This window comes from Sarcina sp. DSM 11001, assembly GCF_900101015.1.
Taxonomy (GTDB): domain Bacteria; phylum Bacillota; class Clostridia; order Lachnospirales; family Lachnospiraceae; genus CAG-791.
The window spans coordinates 1-19,235 of sequence record NZ_FNFZ01000007.1; the positions used below are offsets into that span (position 1 = coordinate 1).

Below are 19,235 nucleotides of genomic sequence, written 5' to 3' on the forward strand. Positions count from 1 at the left end.
TTTACCAGTTTGACAAGTCCGATTTTGCAGGCAAACTCCTTGATGAGCAGGAGCCCGGCATCTGAAGAAAGGTCGCCACCGTTGAAATTGATTTTGATTTGCTTATTGCTTTCAAGCGAAATGGTGTTAGAATAAGTCACAGGAACCTCCTTCTTGGTTTTTTATTGGCTTGAGCACCTTTATCTTACCAAGAATCAGGTTCTTTTTCTATTCACTTTATAGGTGAAAGCAAATATTGCAGTAAACACAGCAACTATGCGGCTTTTAGCCGCTATCACCGCATAGCGGTGAATAATTCAGGTGAAAGCCGCAAAGCGTCAGATTTGACGAAACTTTCCGCAGACTAAACTATCCTCAGACGAACTCTCCTCAGACGGAACTTTCCTCAGATTGTCCGTAAACGAATGGGGGACGGTACTGTGGGAGACACGGAATCATCCTTCCTGTCTCCTGCAGTAACGTCCTCTTTGTTTTCCTTGTACCGCTCGCGTCCTCTCCTTTGTATCGCTCGCGGTCTCTCCCTTGTACCGCTCGCGTCCTCTCCCTTGTACCGCTCGCGGCCTCTCCTTTGTACCGCTCGCGGCCTCTCCTTTGTATCGTTCGCGGCCTCTCCCTTGTGCCGCTCGCGGTCAGCCGGAAATTGTGCGGAATTAGTGCCGAAATTGTAACTGCTTTCAGTGTAAAAACTGCCCATTTTCTGCCTGTATATTGTATAATAATTACAGATCTGACATTACAGATTGGAGATTCTGAGTGCCGGTTTTAGTAAGGGAGGTTTTTATGCAGAGTTATACCAAGATGCGTTCTACCCGCTATAATGATGTCATTATGAAGGTCATTCCGGGGCATTTTGTGACCCCGAACTCCCATATCAATTATTACATTGATATGACGACAATGAAAACCAGACAGAATGAGGCAAAGGCCGCTGCCAGGGCAATGAGCGAGGATTATGTTGCCAGCACGGTGGTGGATACTATTGTATGTATGGACGGCATGGAGGTCATCGGCGCCTATATGGCGGAGGAACTGACCAAGGCCGGGATCATGTCCATGAACGCCCACAAGACGATCTATATCATGTCCCCGGAGTATGATCTTGCCGGACAGATGATCGTCAGGGAGAACAACCAGATGATGGTCCGCGGCAAACACTGCCTGCTCCTTTTGGCTTCGGCAACTACGGGTCAGACCATCGCCCGCGCGAGCGAGTCGATCAATTATTACGGAGGAACGATCGAAGGCATTTCCGCCATCTATTCCGCTGTCAGCAAGGTCATGGGATATCAAATACACGCGCTGTATACCAATGCAGACCTTCCGGATTATAAATCCTATCCGCCGAGCAAATGCAAAATGTGCCAGAGCAATCAGCCGATCGACGCCATCTGCAACGGCTTTGGTTATTCCAGGCTCTGAGTTCAAGTTCATAAGACCGGTTTTCTCTAAGACCGGCTTTCTCTAAGCCCGGTCCGTCTAAGCCCGGCCTGTTTAAGCCCGGCCCGTCAGGAATCCCATAAGGCATAAGGGATTATCAGGAATTGACATGAAGATTTGACAGAAGGAATTGGCATAAGAAATTGATATAAAGCACATAAGGAATTTACTGGATACTTGTATACAAAATATTGACAAACTTCATATTTGACGCTATATTTTTGTTTTATGAGCAAAGGCGTGCAGGAGTTCGTCTCCTCACGTCTTTTTTTCGTTTATTTCCGGGCTGCTCTGCAGCCGGATCAGCGATTTGGAACTGTTGTTTGAAGTCTCAGGGAGGAAAGTATGTCAGGGTTTCTAATGACACAAAGCATGATCGTGCCGATCACTACGGTTGAAAAGATCACTGCTGTAAATGATTCGGTGAACGGGTTTGTATGGGGGCTGCCCATGCTGATCCTGCTTGTCGGAACAGGTATTCTCATGACCTGTCTGACAAAGTTTTTCCAGATCACCCATATCAGGCACTGGTTTTCAAAGACGATCGGCGCGGTTTTTACTGACAAGCATGTCACAGCACACACGGCGAAGGACGACAAGTCCATCAGCCAGTTTCAGAGTCTTTGCACCGCCCTTGCGGCCACGATCGGCACGGGCAATATCGCCGGCGTCGCGGCGGCTATCGTCTCGGGCGGCCCGGGAGCTATCTTCTGGATGTGGATCGTGTCCTTCTTTGGCATGATGACCAATTTCTCTGAAAATGTGCTGGGTATCTATTACCGCCGTAAAAACGAAGTCGGAGAGTGGTGCGGAGGCGCCATGTACTATCTTCACGACGGTCTGGGCTCCAAAAAGGGCTGCAAGGGGATCGGTGCAGTGCTCGCAGTCCTGTTCAGCGCCTTCTGTGTGCTTGCCTCTTTTGGCATCGGCAACATGAGCCAGGTCAACACCATCGGAGCAAACCTGCAGCAGGTTTTCGGGATTCCGGTATATATCTCCGGTATCCTCCTGATGATCCTGGCGGCCCTGGTCATCATCGGCGGCCTAAAGCGCATCGCAGCGGTCACGGAGAAGCTCGTGCCCTTTATGGCGATCGCCTATATCATCGGTTCTCTGATCGTGCTCTTTGCCAATATCGGCCAGCTGGGTGCTGTTTTTGCCTCCATTATCCGCGGAGCCTTCGCGATGAAGGCAGTCGGCGGCGGCATCACAGGCTACGGTGTCCGACTTGCTGTGACATGGGGTATGAAGCGCGGCGTCTTCTCCAATGAGGCTGGTCTCGGTTCCTCTGTCATGGTCCACTCCGCTTCCAATATCCGTGAGCCCGTCATGCAGGGCATGTGGGGCATTTTTGAAGTCTTTGCCGACACCATCATCGTCTGCTCTCTGACCGCCTTCACGATCCTCTCGAGCGGGGTGGTGGATCTCAATACCGGCGAAATGATCTCCGATTCCGCCAGCACGGCGCTGGTTGCTGAGTCCTTTTCCACAGTCTTTGGCAACGTCGGAAGGGGATTTATCGCATTAGCGATCCTGCTCTTTGCCTTCTCGACTGTGCTGGGCTGGAGCCAGTACGGCATGCGTGGCTTTGAGTATCTCTTCGGAACAAAGGCGACCATTATCTACAGAGTCATTTTTGTAGCCTTCATTTTTGTCGGCTGTACCATGAACCTGCAGCTTGCCTGGGACCTTTCCGACACCTTCAACGGCCTCATGGCCATCCCCAACCTGATCGGCGTTCTCGCCTGCTCCGGCACTGTCGTCGCGGTCACAAAGAACTACGTGGACCGCGTCCTGCGCAAAAAGCAGATCGAGCCCATGTACTCCGCCCTCGACCATGTCCAGGAAATGCATAAGCAGGAGATCAGGAACGGGAAATAAAGCGCGTGAAGCAGATTGAGTGAAACAGGGCGTGGAATGAAGAACGTGGAATGAAGAACGTGAAATGAAGGGCTTGAAATAAAGCGTGAAATGAAGGACGGAAAATATAACATGCAGTCTGGTTTGCCATCGAGGTGAGAAATGAAAAACAAAAAGACACATTCGACACAGAGAAAGTATTTCGGTACGATTCCACGCTCGGAATTTTATGGCTTTGTGCTGGGATATGCCCTGGGCCTTATCATTTCAGGCCTGCTGCGTCTGGACTCCCAGTTCCAGCACATCCTGTTCGCCCTGGTCGGGTTCGGGATTGGTTATTATATTGACAAAAAATATTATCAGGAACCGGATGAGCCGGATGAGCCGGATAATACTGACGAGCCGGGCAGTACAGATGTGCCGGTGGATTTCACGGACGGGACGACCGGGGAAATACCGGAAGAGACTCCCCTGAATCCTCCTGCAATAGCCGGAAATACTTCCACCGGGGCAGTACCTGCGGATAAAGAGGAAAACTGACTGGAATGTTCTGAAGAAGAAAACTGATCTGAAAAGGAAAACTGATCTGAAAAGAAGATTGACCGGGAAGAGAATACTAATCTGAAAAGGTCTGAAAAACGTTAAAGAGAGAAAAGGGGCTGTCGCATAATGACAGTCTCTTTTTTGACTGTACCATGACGCAAAAAGCGACATATCTAATTTGTAAGTCCGAAATCACCACTGCTACATAAAAGGTGAAGCGATATATCGGATTCTTAAGCCTGAGGTCACCTTTATGATCCTGCTCCATACCGACCTTGCCTCTCCTCTGCTGTGTAGTTGTATGTTGCCTCGACCTGTGTTATGATTTTTTAGGTTACAGAATATTTCTGTTCACGTGCTGCCGCTTTCTCCATAACGGCAGTGTCAGAATCCTGGCAGCCTGATTCGGATCTGCGGGATTCGCCGCATGAACACATTCAACACATTGAACATGTTGAACACGTTTAAACACATTTAAACACATTTAAACACATTTAAAAGCAAACGGTGCTTATAAGCAAACGGTGCATTCCCGCAGCATCATCGCGGCAGGCCCTGTTCGTAGCCGTTTGAGCGGAAGCGAAAGGAAGAGATGACCTGATGGCAGAACCAAGAGAAAACAAGATGGGCGTCATGCCCGTGAAAAAACTAATCATAACGATGTCGCTGCCCATGATGATATCCATGCTGGTCCAGGCCCTGTACAACGTCGTGGACAGTATGTTTGTCGCCAGGCTTTCAGAGGATGCTCTGACAGCGGTCACCCTGGCCTTCCCGATGCAGAATGCCCTGATTTCCTTTGCAGCCGGAACAGGTGTCGGAATCAACGCCTTGCTCTCTAAATCTCTGGGCGAGAAGAAATTCGACCGGGCAGACGCGGCAGCGAACAACGGGCTCTTCCTGGGTGGTATGACTTATATCCTGTTCCTGTTGATCGGCCTGTTCGGGGCGGCACCCTTTATCGGGACACAGATCAGGGATCCGCTGGTCAGGGAATACGGAGCGACTTACCTGCGGATCTGTCTCTGTCTGTCCTTTGGCGCTATTTTCCAGATCACATTTGAGCGACTGCTCCAGTCCACAGGGCGGACCTTCTACAGTATGATTTCCCAGGCGACAGGCGCGGTCATCAATATCATCTTTGATCCGATCATGATCTTCGGCATGTTCGGCTTTCCGAAACTGGGCGTTGCCGGCGCGGCTTATGCCACAGTCCTGGGCCAGGTCATCGCCGCCCTGATCAGTTGCAGCCTGAATCTGAAAAAGAATGAGGATATCCGCATATCGATCCCGCAGATCCTGCGTCCTGACCCGGATGTCATCAAAAGAATTTATTTTGTCGGGGCTCCGTCGATCCTGATGATGTCCATAGGATCTATCATGACCTATTCCATGAACCAGATCCTCGGTGCCTTCTCCAAGACAGCGACAGCGGTCTTTGGTGTGTATTTCAAACTCCAGAGCTTCTTCTTTATGCCGGTCTTCGGCCTCAACAATGGTCTGATTCCGGTGCTGGCCTACAACTATGGTGCCCGCCGCCGCGACCGTATCAAGGAGGCCCTGGTATTTTCTGTATCCCTGGCTGTCGGCATTATGCTCTGCGGAACCCTGGCCTTCAATATCTTCCCCCAGGCGCTTCTGGGCATGTTCAATGCCTCGGAAGAGATGCTCCGGATCGGTGTGCCCGCCCTGAGGATCATTTCCCTCTCCTTCGGCCTGGCCGGTGCCTGCATCGCCATGGGGTCAATCTTCCAGGCATTTTCCTACAGCTACTACTCCCTGATCGTGTCTGTCGGGCGTCAGCTCGTCGTCCTGATCCCGGTCGCGCTCTTTCTCTCTTCCTTTGGAGAAGTCACACTGATCTGGTGGGCCTTCCCCATAGCAGAGCTCATGTCAGCCCTGCTCTCTGTGGTGTTTTTCCGGCGCCTGTACAGCAGGACGGTTAAAACGTTATAAACTGATTTGTAATTGCAAACAGATAAGCAATTGCAAACAGATAAGCAATTGCAAACAGATAAGCAATTGCAAACAGATAGAAATTGCAAACAGATAGAAATCGCAAACAGATAGAAATCGTAAACAGATAAGCAATTGCAAACAGATAAACAATTGCAAACAGATAGAAATTGTTAAACAGATAAAAATTGTAAACGGGAAAAAGCAGTCAGGAGGACGGCAGAGATGGAGGACCGGTTTTCCAGGACCCGGATGCTGCTGGGCGATGAAGCTATGGAAAAGCTGAAGGGCTCGAGAGTGGCCGTCTTCGGCATCGGCGGCGTCGGAGGTTACGTCGTAGAGGCGCTGGCCCGCAGCGGTGTCGGGACGCTGGACCTGATCGATAATGATGAAGTGGCTTTCTCCAATCTGAACAGACAGATCATCGCGACCATGAATACGATGGGGCGGAGCAAGGTGGAAGCTGCCGCAGAAAGAGTACATTCCATCAATCCGGAGGCAGTGGTCCATACTTATAAATGCTTTTATCTGCCGGAGACAGCATCGCAGTTTGACTTTACCCTGTACGACTATGTCGTCGACGCGATCGACACGGTGACGGGCAAGATCCAGCTCATCCTTCAGGCAAAGGCAGCGGGAACCCCGGTGATCAGTGCCATGGGGGCCGGCAATAAGCTCGACCCTTCCCGGTTTGAAGTGGCGGATCTCTATGAAACTTCGGTGGATCCCCTCGCCCGCGTGATGCGCCGAGAGCTCAAAAAACGCGGAGTAGATTCCCTCAAGGTCGTGTATTCAAAGGAAAAGCCGCTGCAGCCTGTTAAAACAGAAGAGAAGTCCCCGGAGCAGGAGCAGGATCAGATTCCGGATGGGCTCCTGCAGGTCCCTGCAGAAAAGACAGTGATAGCGGCGCCGGTCCGGTACCAGATTCCGGATGAGTCCCCGCAGACCCCTGCAGCCCGCCGTTCAGTGCCGGGAAGCATTGCCTTTGTTCCATCTGTGGCAGGCCTGATCATAGCAGGTGAAGTCGTCAGAGACATAATCGGACTTACACGCTGAGGAACTGGAGATAAAAAACTGCGAATAAAACCAGTGGATAAAACCTGTGGTAGAAGTGAGTCTGACGGAGGATCAGCTATGACAGAAACAGACAGCAGGAAAAGCGCAAGATCCGGCGGCAGAGGTAAAAAAGACACGGACACTGTTCAGCCGCTCTTTGATAGTTTCCGACATGCCTTTGACGGAATACTGACCGGACTGGGTGAACGAAATATGAAGATCCACTGCCTGATGGCTGTGCTGGTCGTGGCCTTCGGGTTCATTTTGCGCATCTCCATAATGGAATGGTGTATCTGCCTGGTACTGTTCGGCCTTATCATGGCCCTGGAACTGGTCAACACGGCGATTGAAGCTGTGGTCGATTTGGTGACGCAGGAATACCGCCCCCTGGCAAAGGCTGCCAAGGATACAGCTGCAGGAGCGGTGCTTATTGCTTCGATTATGGCAGCGATTACAGGCCTGATCATATTTATTCCCCGGCTTTTAGCCTTTTTTCACTTGTAGTACCCTGATGAATCTGTGTTATAATAAACTCGTGGTGGAAAAAGGATGTGCTATACAATCCGCGGCGGAAACAAACTGTCCGGGATACGGATCATCTATGAAGTAAGCCATACGGTAAAACACCGAAGATATAAAGCCGGAGATATAAACTATCTGTGAACCGGAATTTAGAAACTATTTCTGTTTAGTTTCGGAAATCAAATCCTTTTAACCACAATTTGGAAACATTTTGCCCTTATTCTCATCTCAGTCCATCGGGACTGATTGCAGGTTTTGATATCTTATTTAGGAGGCAGCGGCAAACCGTGCAGGAGCGTCACGGTCATGCCGATAGATACACTGTCAGTTTCGCTCCGGAAAGAGAGGTAACAAAATGGCAATGGAAAAAATCGGTGACGGACTCAAAAAGTTACTCCTGGTGGGAATCGGCGCGGCTGCTGTGACTGTTGAGAAATCCCAGCAGATCGTTGAAGATCTTGTCAAGAAGGGCGAGATCACAGTCGAGCAGGGCAAGGAACTGAACAAAGAGCTGCAGCACAATGTGAAAAAGTCCTGGGACGCACGCAAAGCTGATGCTTCCTACTTTGAGGAAAAAATCTCAAAAATGGGTGCTGACGAGCTTGAGGCCCTCAAGAAGGCAATTCATGATGTTGAGAATGCCGCTACAGAGACGATCACCGGCCTGACAGAAGAGCAGATCAATGCGGCCAAGGCAGAAGCTGAGGCACAGGAACAGCTTGATGAATTGCTCAAAGAAGAAGGATACGCGCCTTCCGATGAAAACGCTCAGGAAAGCTGACCGGGAATACGATCAAAGTACGATTGAAGAAGTGATCAGGATTGAATGACCAGAATTGAAAAAGTGATCGAAAAAACCAATCAGTCGATGAGACGAAAAGAACTCCATTAAGACAATGTTTTCAACAAAGTATTGTACATGAGCGGAGCTGCCCGCAGCGGGCCGGTAACAGAGCCGGATTCCGCCGCGGGCATTTTTCATTTTTGTCTACAGACTTCAGGGCCGGCCAGGAGCATCGCGGGAACAGCCGGGCATGAGATGCCGGTTTTTGTCTACAGACTTCAGGGCCGGCCAGGAGCATCGCGGGAACAGCCGGACAGGGCTGCCTGGTTTTTGCCTGCATGCTGAAGCTCCGGACCGGGTCTGCGCATAAAGGGTTATACATTATACATAAGGGGAAAAGCGGGGAGACATGAAAGAGAAGGCAAAGATGGACAACCGGAGCAGGATGAAGGAAATCCGGGAGGTCCTTTTCCGGAATCATATTACAAGAGGGGTGACCCCGGAGAAACTCCGTGTCATTTTGGAGGAACTGGGGCCCACTTATATCAAGCTCGGCCAGATCATGTCCCTGCACTCTGACATCCTTCCCAGGGCCTACTGTGAAGAACTGATGAAGCTCAATTCGGAGGTGACTCCCATGTCCTTCGAGGAGGTGGAAGAGGTCATCAACCGCTCCTACCGTGAGGACTGGCACCAGGTCTTTTCTTACATAGACGAAAAACCACTGGGGTCTGCTTCGATCGCGCAGGCTCACCGGGCAAGGCTTTTGACCGGCGAGGACGTCGTGATCAAGGTACAGCGCAAGGGGATTTATGACACTATGGCCAGGGATATCGGCCTCCTGCATCGTCTGGTGAGGCTGATGCCCTCTGTCGGCGGTATTAAGAACGTCGTAGATCTCGGGATGGTTTTGGATGAAATGTGGGCAGTCGCGCAGGAGGAAATGGATTTCCTTAAAGAGGCAGCCAATGTGGAGGAGTTTGCCCGCAATAATTCCGGGATCAAATATGTCCGCGTGCCCCATCTCTACCGTGAACACACTACCAGCCGTGTACTCGTTATGGAGTATGTCGGCGGTTGTGCCATCAATGACAGAGAACATCTTCTCAGCAGGGGATATGATCTGCAGGAGATCGGCCGCAAACTGATCAACAACTACATCAAGCAGGTCATGGAAGACGGTTTCTTCCATGCTGACCCTCACCCGGGGAATGTCAAGGTCCACGACGGTAAGATCGTCTGGATCGACATGGGAATGATGGGGAGACTTTCCGCCAGAGACAAGAATCTGATGGAACGCGCTGTGCGAGCCATCGCCGTGAGCGATATTTCCGGACTCGAGAGCACCGTGATCGAGCTGTGCGAGCCGTCGGGCAAAATAGACGACGGCCGTCTGTACACGGAACTGCGCACTCTGGTCGAACGATATGGGAAGATGTCCCTGGGCAGTATTGATATCGTGGACTTCTTTATGCAGGTCCTGGAGATCATGAAAGAGAACGGGCTCAGGCTCCCGCACGGCATGACCATGCTGGGGAGGGGACTCAATCACATGCAGGGCGTTCTGACCGAGATCAGCCCGGAGATCAATATGATGGAGATCGCGGCGGCGAGGATCCGCGAGAACGCCTTTGAAAAAATGGATATTGGCCGTGAGATCAGAAAGGGAGGACGCAAGGTCTATACCGCAGTCAATGAAGCGATTGATCTTCCCTCGCTCATGAAAAATGCCCTGGAGGAATACCTCAAGGGCCAGGCCAGAGTCAAAATGGAACTGGATGCCACGAAGGAGATGGCCCTGCTCTTGAGAAAGCTCGTCCGGAACATCGTCATGGGCTTGTGGGTCATGGCGCTCCTCATCGGTTCGAGCATCATCTGTACGACAGACATGCACCCGCAGTTCCTCGGTATTCCTGCGCTGGGATTCATCGGCTTCATGCTGGCATTTCTGATCTGCCTGTACATCTTTATCCGCCACTGGTTCACCAGGAACAAATGACTTACGGTTACTTTCCTGACCGCACACTGGTTATGGTGTGGCGGAAACAGCGGGCTGGAAACGGTGAACTGGAAACAGCGGATTGAAAAAACGGATTTAAAAAGGCGGGCTGGAAACAGTGAACTGGAAACAGCGGGCTGGAAATGATAAGCTGGAAACAGCGGGCAAAAAAAGACAGGGGACGGTTCTGCAGCTCCTCCGGGGAGGAGACACAGGACCGGCTCCTGTCTCTTTTTCGCTGTTTCTTTTATCGCTGTTTCTTTTTTACTTTGTCTTTTTTCGCCTGTTTCTTTGATTCGATTCAGTTCATTTTCAGTTCTGGTCGTTCTCCTCGGAGATGATGTCAGATCCTTCTTCCTCTCCTGAGCTGCCCTCTTCCAGTTCCAGAGTTCCGGGGGCAGGGGTGCCGCTTCTGTCAGCGGGGACTGCGGTCTCCACACCTGTCGATGTGCCGGCGGGAACGGCTGCGGGAGTCGTGCCGGCAGGAACAGCTGCAGGAGCTGTGCCGGCAGGGACAGCCGCGGAACCTGCTGTGGAGGCTGTATCTGCGTTCTCCTGTGTCTGCCCGGAAGCGGAGCCATTTGCATTATTGCCGGTACTGCCGCCGGAAGTAACTGCGGCAGGGGCAGGGGAGGTGCTCCGTCCGGGAACCTCACCGGTGAGTCCGGGATGCATGGAGAGCTCCTCTTCGGGCATCAGGCCGAACCACAGGTCGAGGCTGTCCGCGATCGCTTTTGCCATCCTGAGCTGCTGGGAATCCTGAGCCATATTGAGATCCTCGTCCGGGTTGGACATGTATCCCAGTTCGATCATGGTCGTAGGGACTTCACTCCAGTTGTTGCCGGACATGGTGTCGGTCTTCCAGACATATTCTTTGGCGATCCCGGTCTCCTCGCAGTAGGTATCCAGCAGGATCTGTGAGAGACGGACAGAGGCATCATAAAGCTCCGAATGAAAGGGATTGTCTTCAGTGATGCAGATCGTCATGGCGCCGTTTGCCTTTACGTCCGTCGTGCTGTTGGCGTGGATACGGATAAAGGCATCTGCCTTGTTGTCATTTGCGATCTTGGCGCGCTCGACGCAGCCGATCGGCTGTACTGTATCGTAGTGGGTGAGCAGGACCTGGTATCCGCGGTTTTCAAGTTCCGTGCGGAGCTTCCGGCTCACCATCATGGTCAGATCATATTCGTGAAGCGCGCTCGCCTGACCGTATGTTCCGATGCTGTCGGCGTCTTTCATCTCGGTGGAGCCGGGACCGAGGGGCTCCTGGGCGGCAGGCACCTGGGAGGCATGTCCGGGATCGATGACGATCAGGAGATTTTTGCCCTCGGCGGAAAAATTGACGTTTTCAGCTCCGGCCAGATAGTCCGGTACCGCCGTCTGAGCGCCTGTGTCCCCGGCTGATGCCTGATCTGTGCCTGAAGTGACTGTCCTTCCCTCTCCGGAGAGGTCATCAGCATCAGTTCCGGAGCCCTGGGCCGCGGAAAGCGGGGTGGATTCTCCGCTGTCGACAGAGCCGACAGTACTGCCTGCGGCAGAACCTTCTTCCTGAGTGGGAGCGGCCGGCTCCGGAGGAGTGTCCCTGATCTCGTTTTTACGGGAACCGCATCCTGTCAGAAGAGAGCCGGCGAGCAGGCCTGCGATGGCCAGGGCGGCAAAACGGTATCCGGTATGTACAGTTTTTTTCTTCATTTGTGTCCTCCATGTCAAAAAGCTCTGCAACCAGTGATTGAGAGACGGGGGTATATTGTTCCGTGAACAGTGTTACTGCTTTGCTGACTGCTTGTTGACAGCTTATTAATTTATTGTTGATTACTTATTGAAAGACTATTAATCATTGATTGCTGATTGATTGATCATTTTTATGACTCTCTCCCAGTAAGTACTTCCCAGGTGTACATGCTGCCTTCCGCATCGGGAGCCAGAGGGGTCACATAATCCCTCGTAACTTCACTGTCCTGCGGCGTGAACCTGATGTGGACAGAGGGCTGCAGGAGAGAGACCCATCCGCTGTCGCTGGTGTAGGTGTACTCGTCACCCGGGGTAAAGGAACGCATCTGTTCGGTCGTCCGGTTGAACATATAATGGTGGAGTTTGGCCATATAATCCCTGTCGGAAATCGCTTCCAGAAAGAGATCATAGCCTTCGCTGGAAGGGGAGATCTCCAGCTCCAGGTCGTCCCAGGTGGGATCCACCTCATACCAGTCCTCTCCCAGCCTGACCAGATTCCAGGCATGTTTCTGCAGATCATCCTGAGAAGATCCCGCATAACCGCACACCATGGTACAGGTCACTCCTGCCCGTTGCAGCAGGTACTCATACGCGAGTGAATAGCCGTCGCAGAGCGCGCCGCCGGGAATGCCGCTGCTGTTTTCCACCAGAGCGCCGTAGGCGGTATGTGCGTAATCGTCAGGCCCCGCGGTTCCATTATACCATGCATTTTCAATCAGGATATCATGCAGCTGAAGAGCAATTTCGGCATCAGACCCGGTGAGGTCCGCCTTCCGGAGCAGTTTCTCCGCTGATTCCTCCAGCCTTCTCTGTTCCTCTGCGTAATCATCCTTTGAACCGGAGAGGGACAGAACCACCTTGTATTTTCCTCCAAACGAAGGAACGACATAATATCTGCATTCAAAAGAGACCCTTGCCTGCGCGATCCAGAAAAGCTCCGGATGATCGCTTACCAAGGCATTATAAGCCCTTGTGTACCTTTCTGCAAACTCTTCCGAAGAAGGATTGATGCCGACTATGCGGGATTCTTCCAGGGAGGCTCCTTCAGCCAGCCCCAGCATGGCATCATACAAAAGCCTTTCCTCTTTGGAAATGCGGGTGTAGTAATAATAGCTGATCACGTCTTTTGTCTGTTTCCTGTCGGTTCCGTCCTGTTTTTCCGCTGCTTCAGCAGCCGGATCTTCAGCCTGTTCGGCAGTCTCCTTCGCAGCTGCCAGGGCCAGGTCAGCGATTCCGGCAGCCGCATTGCCGACCGGTTGAAAAGAGTCCCGGACGGGAGCGCCGGCCGATCCGGAAGAAAATCTAAAAGAATTTCTGACGGAATCCAAAGCAGAACCCAGGACGGAATCCAGGACAGAATCTCCCCTAAAAGAGCCTGACAGGGCGGCGACGGTCTCCGGCATAGATCCCAGCGCGAACAAAACGCAGAGAATTGGAATAAACAGACGCAATATTTTTTTCAAAAATGCCCTCCATGTGGTAAACTAAGTAGAAAATGCATACGTGATACAGAGTTTCCGCTGACGGTCAACGGCAGTACAGCTCGAAATCACAGACACTACATGATCGCAGACAATGCGTGATCACAAGCAATACGTGATTACAGACAATATATGATCACAAACAAGGCGTATGCATAAACAATGTGTATTCGCAGATAATGCGTATGCACAGAAAATCCAGTACATGTATTATATAGTACACGCCGGACGCTTTAAAAACAAGCGGTGGAGCGGGATAAAAGAATGGTGGCAAAGGTGGCAAACATGATGAATATGACTGTAACAACACTTGATCTTCAGACAGGCTATGAAGTGATCGGACCCGTGTGCGGTTCCTGCCGCGAACAGACTGATCCGGACCAGGCTTTTCTCGAGGCTTTGAGAGAGATCCGCAAGAGCGCTGCGATGCTGCAGGCAGACGCAGTGATCGGTATGCGTCAGACGGCGGTCCCTCTGGCGGATGGAACAGGTCGTTTTCATATGCAGCTGTATGGCACAGCTGTCCGCGAGATCGAGGAAGCTCCAATGGAGACCGGGTTCGCTGCGGCAGCCGGGAACGGCATCCAGACGACAGGAAGGCAGGAGGGTGATTTCCTGATCGACGGCTCCACCCTGGTCCGCTACGTTGGCCAAAGCGAATATGTCCGCATTCCGGACGGGATCATCAATATCGGTGCGGAATCCTTCCATAATGCAAGAGTGGTCAGCGTGGAGATCCCGGACAGTGTCACTGAGATCAGAGAGGGGGCTTTCAGCGGCAGTGAGCGGCTTGAGAGGATCCGTCTTTCCACCCGGCTTCTGGTCATCCGAAAAAATGCCTTCCAGGGCTGTGTGTCCCTCTCCGATATCGCCCTGCCCGCGAGCCTGCAGGAGATCGACAAAGCCGCTTTTTCCGCCTGCCCCGAGCTCCCCGCGGTCACGGAGTTTATCCGGAGAAAGGAGGCCGAGGCCAAGGACGCGGAATACCTGCGGAGCCGCAGGCCGGTCTGGAGGCGTCAGGGACGCTGCCAGTATTGCGGCGGCTTCTTCAAGGGCGGGCTCAAGGGAATGAAAGTCTGCAGCATGTGCGGCATGGAAAAGGATTATTGAGGACCGGACGGTAAAGAAATCAGCCTGAAGCAGCCTGACCGGCTGGCTGCAGGCCTGTCCCCTGCACATCCTGCGGAAGACTGTGAAAAAACGCGAAAACTGTGAATATACCCCGGGCTCATTCAGTCGACACAAAAAATTCGAATATTTGATTTTATTTTCAGGCAATTTGTGCTATAATTAAGAGTCAGTAGTGCTTTGAAAGAATGGTTTGCCGATGAGAGATCGAAGTGATGCTGAGCGATGAAACAGTCAGTGCGGGACAGAAGGTAAGGCCGTCAGGACAAAGGACTGCCTGAGATTCCATACCGGAAATACCGGATCTGATTTATGGAAAGCACATATTTCCCTGCACAGTGCGCTTCGACATGGAGGAGAAGATGACAGCAAGAGCAGGAACAGGGGTCAATAAGAAGAGAACCTCCTCACAGAGAGTGAAAGAAGAGGAAAAAAGGGAAAAGACAGAAAAGCTTAATGCACAGAAAAGCGCGTTGGGCAGCAAACTTGCTGCTGTTGACGCCCTCAGAAGCGGGTTTGAGATCCCGGCCATCGAAGGCCGGGAAGTCGAGCATGTCCAGTACGGGACAGGAAAAGTCATCCGGCAGGACGGGGCTGTGATCACAGTGCAGTACGGAGACGTGACAAAGAAGCAGAAGCTGCCGTTTGTCGTCGCCGGAGGCCTCATGCACCTGAAGGATGCCGACATGGAGACCAGCCTTACGCGCATCGAAGAACTGGACAGACAGGGGGACGCCCTCCGCAAGGAGATGCAGTACCTTGACAGCCTTCTGGCGGATCTGAACAAACCCCCGGCAAAATGATCAGCCGGCGCAAGGCCTTATTGTCTGTGCGCACATGTGATGTCACGAAACCCCGCAGGACAGCTGCGGGGTTTTGAAAAGTCCGCAGTATTTTAAAAGCACGGAGTTATTACCCGCAGTATTTTTTAAAAATCTGCAGGTGATAACAGATGATTTGTAACCATTTGTCTTTTTTTCCGTTATTGATTTGCAAAGAAAACTGTTTCATATAAGCGAATTAAGTGGTATTATCATTTAGAAGTACTTTCGTGACAGGACCGGTCGGGCCCTGTGCGTTTACCCAAAGCCCGGAGAACGATCCCGGCAGGAGGACGATTGAGTATGAACAGATGGAAAATCAGGCTGATCTCTGCTGTAGTTGTATTGGCCGTTGCGGCGGGCTGTCTGACAGCGCCTGCATCCGCGAAGAAAAAGAATAAGGGGTCGCAGAAAGAACATGAATCCCAGACCATGAACAGCATCTATCTGCTGCCTGATGCCAATACTTATTATATCTCCGAATCCGAGATCAGCTGGATGACAGACAACGAGCTGCTCCTGGCGAGAAACGAGTTTTATGCCAGACGCGGCCGGAAGTTTGATACCAAATTCATAAAAGACTATTTCAAAGCCCAGGGCTGGTATAAAGGCAAGATCAAAGCCCAGAATTTTTCTCCTGCCGTATTTAATAAGTATGAGCAGGCGAATATTGATTATATCCGCGCCTATGAGAGAATGCGGGCCATACTCCGCATGCAGAGAAAACAGAAACCGAAGGGCAAGCGCAGGCTGATCGTGACTGGCCCTTCTTCCGACGGAATAGACAACTACAAGAAAGTCACAAAGGTTTATTCCGAGCTGAAGGTTCCCAACAGCGGGACTGAGAACACGGAAGAGGCCCAGGGCGAATTTTCTGTGAACTCTCTGGCCTACGGCATGGAGGATCCCAAGAATTCCGGATATTGTCTCCTGGATATGAACGGGGGCGGCACGATGCTCCTGGTGGGACCGCAGGATCCTCAGGATTACGGGGTCGGAGCTGTCTTTGACATCTATATGCTCATGGACGGTGAGCCCGTGGAAGTAGCCAGCAGCAGTGAGGACGCTGTTTTCTATATGTGCTCGGACGGAACTTTCTGCAGAGAGAGGACCTTTGAAGACGGGAGCTGGCAGGAGGAATATTATGACCTCGTGGACGGTGGTCTTTACTGCACCAATGTCCTGAGAATGGATGAGAAGGATCCGAATAATCCCTGGTATGCCGCAAAGGGCATCGCGGAGATCACCGACAACCCGGAGGAACTGGACTATACGTCGGTCTGGACCGGGATGGGAGCAACCCAGGACGCTATACAGGGAGAAGACCCCGGAACCCCTCAGGCAGGGGAAAAGGAGATGGATCCCGAGGAGCTTGTGACCGGCTTTGAGGCCATGGAGCACTTTGAGCCGGAGAAAACCACTGTCGAAGCCAAAGATGCCGAAACCAGTGCTCCTGAAAAGGAGGGGATTGAAAAGGTGACCATCCCGGATTCCGGTGAAGAAGCAGCTCCTGAAACCGTTGCTCCTGAGAAGGAAGAAGGAAACTCTGAGAAGGTGGAGGAAGTGGATTCCGATGGAAGCTCCGCTGAAAAACTCAGAAAAGCCTCCGAAAAGAACAAGAAAAAGGAAGGATACCAGTACGGCCTCATATGGTCATCGGCTGACGGGCAGAGAGGAATCGACACGACTATCCTCAATTCGATCCCGCTCAAACCGGTCTCCGGAGCAGAGGCGGCTGCGATCCGTGCCCACTATGCGGCGGAGTCGATTGAGTATACACCTATCGAGTGACCGTATCCAGTGTTTGGGAGTGACCGCATCCAGTGCCCCATCTTAAGTTTTATCTGGTATAAAAATAATTGATTCGTCACGCCGACCCATCGCAGCTGACAGGCTGCACCGGATTTTGTGATCATTTCAGTGGGGAAGGCCCCCGTTTCTATAAGCGGAGGTCTTCCCCACTGAGTATAAAAGGACAATGGACAGAAAATGCAGTTTCTGATGCTGCCTGCTTCGTAACCATTGCAAGTGGATGCGTCATATAAAAGGACAATGGACAGAAAATGAAGATTCTGATACTGAGTGATTCCCACGGACATCACGATCTCGTGCGCAGGGCGATCGGGCAGGAAGCACCGATCGACATGCTGATCCACGCAGGCGATGTAGAAGGAGATCTGGACCAGATCTTGGGATCCGGCAGAGACTATGAAGTCTGTGCTGTCGCGGGAAATATGGACTGGCTGGACAAGCTGGAAGATGAACTCTGCTTTGCTGCGGGAGACCATCATGTCATTTATCTCTCGCACGGCCACCGTCTGGGGGTCCACGGAGGTACCCGGAGGCTGGTGGAGCGCGCAAAGGAATTGGGCGCGGATATTGCAGTATACGGACACACCCACATTCCCGATTACGGGACGGAGAACGGGATCACGGTGATCAATCCGGGCAGTGTCGCCAAGCCCCGCCAGGAGGGCTGGAAAAAGAGCTATGCCGTCCTGACGATCGGCGATGACGGAACTATGGATGTCAGGTTCAAGTACCTGCCCCGGCAGCCCTTTTTTTAGTATTCTTATTTAGTGTTTTTTTAGCTTTTTTCAGCATTTTTCAGCATCTGCTTTGACGCAGACGATGGCACAGCCAAACTGCAGTTTCCCTGCAGAAAGGAGACAGCATGACGATCATACTGGCGGCGAGCCTTATCCCACCCCTGTTCCTTTTGTGGAAGGTTTATGAGCACGATAAGATCGAAAAAGAACCCTTCGGCCTTTTGCTCACGATTTTTCTGTTCGGAATGGTCTCGACCCTTCCGGCAGGTCTTCTCGAGTCAGCCGGGATGCTTGTTTTAAACAGGATCATTCCCCAGAGCGGAAATACCCGCCTGTTTAATCTTATCTTTTACTTTATTGTGGTCGGAGGTGCTGAAGAGCTGGTCAAGTTTTTCGCAATGAAGATCCCCACCTGGAAAAATCCGGAATTCGATTATGTGTTTGACGGCGTTATCTATGGCGTCACCGCCTCCCTGGGATTTGCCGCGCTGGAAAATGTACTGTATGTTCTGGATACCGGGCTCACTACAGCAGGGGTCCGCGCCTGGACTGCGATTCCCCTCCACTGTATAACGGGAATCTTTATGGGACATTATTACGGAGTAGCCAGAGCCGCGGACATGTGGGCTGACCGGCGCGCAAGCAAAAGTCTTCAGTTAAAGAGCCTTCTGATCCCGATGCTGATCCACGGAGCCTATGACTTTATCGCCACCGACGAGAGCGAGATCCTGATCTTTGCCTTCCTGGTCTATATCGTTATCCTCGATATTTTTGCCCTGAGGGCTTTGAAACGCTATTCAGACCAGGACGTCCGCCTGTTCTGATCATAGGCCGGAATGGCTGTGATACCGGGATGACTATATCTGCCGCAATGATTTGTCCGCCGCAGGATTATATCTGCCGTTATGATTTGTCTGCCGCAGGACAACATCTGCCGCAATGATTTGTCCGCCGCAGCAAATATATTTGCCGTAACGATTATTCTGAAAATAGAATTTAAATTCTGAATATTATTCTTCGCATTTTCCGGTTGACATTAAAGGGGATGTGAGGTATATTATCTATTGTCCGTTGCGAACACAGCGGGAAATGCGATAGTAGTACAGTTGGTAGTACGCCACCTTGCCAAGGTGGAGGTCGCGAGTTCGAGCCTCGTCTATCGCTCTCGGGAAGCGGATTTAGTCCCGGCAATTTCATTCTTTGCGATAGTAGTACAGTTGGTAGTACGCCACCTTGCCAAGGTGGAGGTCGCGAGTTCGAGCCTCGTCTATCGCTCTTTCTTATGGCGGACACCTTCGGATGTCCGCCATTTTTGTGTATCGACGCGCTCTTTTATAAACTTTGTATCGACGCGCTTTTTTGTAAATT

Annotated in this window: 16 protein-coding genes and 2 tRNA genes; 15 read left to right on the forward strand and 3 right to left on the reverse strand. The window is 51.7% G+C overall.

Annotated features, from left to right (window positions below; translation table 11 throughout):
- A partial coding sequence (locus tag BLT02_RS16755; RefSeq protein ID WP_175453689.1) for a transposase occupies positions 1-140 on the reverse strand: 140 nt, incomplete at its 3' end.
- 640 nt (positions 141-780) lie between these two features.
- Between BLT02_RS16755 and BLT02_RS04820 the strand changes: the two genes are divergently transcribed.
- The 8 genes from BLT02_RS04820 to BLT02_RS04865 all read left to right on the forward strand — a co-directional run bounded on the left by BLT02_RS04820 (position 781) and on the right by BLT02_RS04865 (position 10,157).
- Complete coding sequence (locus tag BLT02_RS04820; protein WP_092992130.1) at positions 781-1,419, forward strand: orotate phosphoribosyltransferase; 639 nt, start codon at positions 781-783, stop codon at positions 1,417-1,419.
- A 363-nt stretch (positions 1,420-1,782) separates the two neighbouring features.
- On the forward strand, positions 1,783-3,318 hold the full coding sequence (locus BLT02_RS04825; RefSeq protein ID WP_242869700.1) for an alanine/glycine:cation symporter family protein: 1,536 nt from the start codon (positions 1,783-1,785) through the stop codon (positions 3,316-3,318).
- Between the two features lie 141 nt (positions 3,319-3,459).
- A complete protein-coding gene (locus BLT02_RS04830) occupies positions 3,460-3,837 on the forward strand; it encodes a hypothetical protein (RefSeq protein WP_092992134.1) in 378 nt (125 codons plus the stop codon).
- 603 nt (positions 3,838-4,440) lie between these two features.
- Positions 4,441-5,796, forward strand: coding sequence for an MATE family efflux transporter (locus BLT02_RS04840; RefSeq protein WP_175453690.1), 1,356 nt, complete (start codon positions 4,441-4,443; stop codon positions 5,794-5,796).
- 225 nt (positions 5,797-6,021) lie between these two features.
- Positions 6,022-6,852, forward strand: coding sequence for a tRNA threonylcarbamoyladenosine dehydratase (locus tag BLT02_RS04845; RefSeq protein WP_092992138.1), 831 nt, complete (start codon positions 6,022-6,024; stop codon positions 6,850-6,852).
- Positions 6,853-6,930: 78 nt separating this feature from the next.
- Positions 6,931-7,356: a diacylglycerol kinase family protein gene (locus BLT02_RS04850; protein WP_092992140.1), complete on the forward strand. Its 426-nt coding sequence runs from the start codon at positions 6,931-6,933 to the stop codon at positions 7,354-7,356.
- Positions 7,357-7,729: 373 nt separating this feature from the next.
- Positions 7,730-8,155 carry a phasin family protein gene (locus BLT02_RS17085; RefSeq protein ID WP_175453691.1) on the forward strand — a complete coding sequence of 142 codons (426 nt, stop codon included), beginning with the start codon at positions 7,730-7,732 and terminating at the stop codon, positions 8,153-8,155.
- A 412-nt stretch (positions 8,156-8,567) separates the two neighbouring features.
- The gene (locus BLT02_RS04865) at positions 8,568-10,157 is read left to right on the forward strand and encodes an ABC1 kinase family protein (protein ID WP_242869701.1); all 1,590 of its coding nucleotides are present in this window, start codon (positions 8,568-8,570) and stop codon (positions 10,155-10,157) included.
- Positions 10,158-10,469: 312 nt separating this feature from the next.
- Here BLT02_RS04865 and BLT02_RS04870 read toward each other — a convergent pair whose 3' ends face one another.
- On the reverse strand, positions 10,470-11,849 hold the full coding sequence (locus tag BLT02_RS04870; protein ID WP_092992144.1) for an N-acetylmuramoyl-L-alanine amidase: 1,380 nt from the start codon (positions 11,847-11,849) through the stop codon (positions 10,470-10,472).
- A gap of 170 nt (positions 11,850-12,019) precedes the next feature.
- On the reverse strand, positions 12,020-13,351 hold the full coding sequence (locus BLT02_RS04875; protein WP_092992146.1) for a transglutaminase domain-containing protein: 1,332 nt from the start codon (positions 13,349-13,351) through the stop codon (positions 12,020-12,022).
- Positions 13,352-13,654: 303 nt separating this feature from the next.
- Here BLT02_RS04875 and BLT02_RS04880 point away from each other — a divergent pair, with 303 nt between their 5' ends.
- The 7 genes from BLT02_RS04880 (at position 13,655) to BLT02_RS04910 (ending at position 19,142) form a co-directional block, all read left to right on the forward strand.
- Positions 13,655-14,479, forward strand: coding sequence for a leucine-rich repeat protein (locus BLT02_RS04880; protein WP_175453692.1), 825 nt, complete (start codon positions 13,655-13,657; stop codon positions 14,477-14,479).
- Positions 14,480-14,859: 380 nt separating this feature from the next.
- A complete protein-coding gene (locus BLT02_RS04885; RefSeq protein ID WP_139187416.1) occupies positions 14,860-15,300 on the forward strand; it encodes a hypothetical protein in 441 nt (146 codons plus the stop codon).
- A gap of 321 nt (positions 15,301-15,621) precedes the next feature.
- Positions 15,622-17,109: a YARHG domain-containing protein gene (locus BLT02_RS04890; RefSeq protein WP_092992152.1), complete on the forward strand. Its 1,488-nt coding sequence runs from the start codon at positions 15,622-15,624 to the stop codon at positions 17,107-17,109.
- A gap of 272 nt (positions 17,110-17,381) precedes the next feature.
- Positions 17,382-17,885, forward strand: a complete 504-nt coding sequence (locus tag BLT02_RS04895) for a metallophosphoesterase family protein (protein ID WP_092992154.1) — start codon at positions 17,382-17,384, stop codon at positions 17,883-17,885.
- Between the two features lie 107 nt (positions 17,886-17,992).
- Positions 17,993-18,691 (forward strand): PrsW family intramembrane metalloprotease, encoded by a 699-nt coding sequence (locus BLT02_RS04900; protein WP_092992156.1) that lies wholly within the window; start codon positions 17,993-17,995, stop codon positions 18,689-18,691.
- Positions 18,692-18,958: 267 nt separating this feature from the next.
- Positions 18,959-19,031: transfer RNA gene (locus BLT02_RS04905), tRNA-Gly, on the forward strand.
- 38 nt (positions 19,032-19,069) lie between these two features.
- Positions 19,070-19,142 (forward strand) — tRNA-Gly (locus tag BLT02_RS04910).
- Positions 19,143-19,235 lie beyond the last annotated feature (93 nt).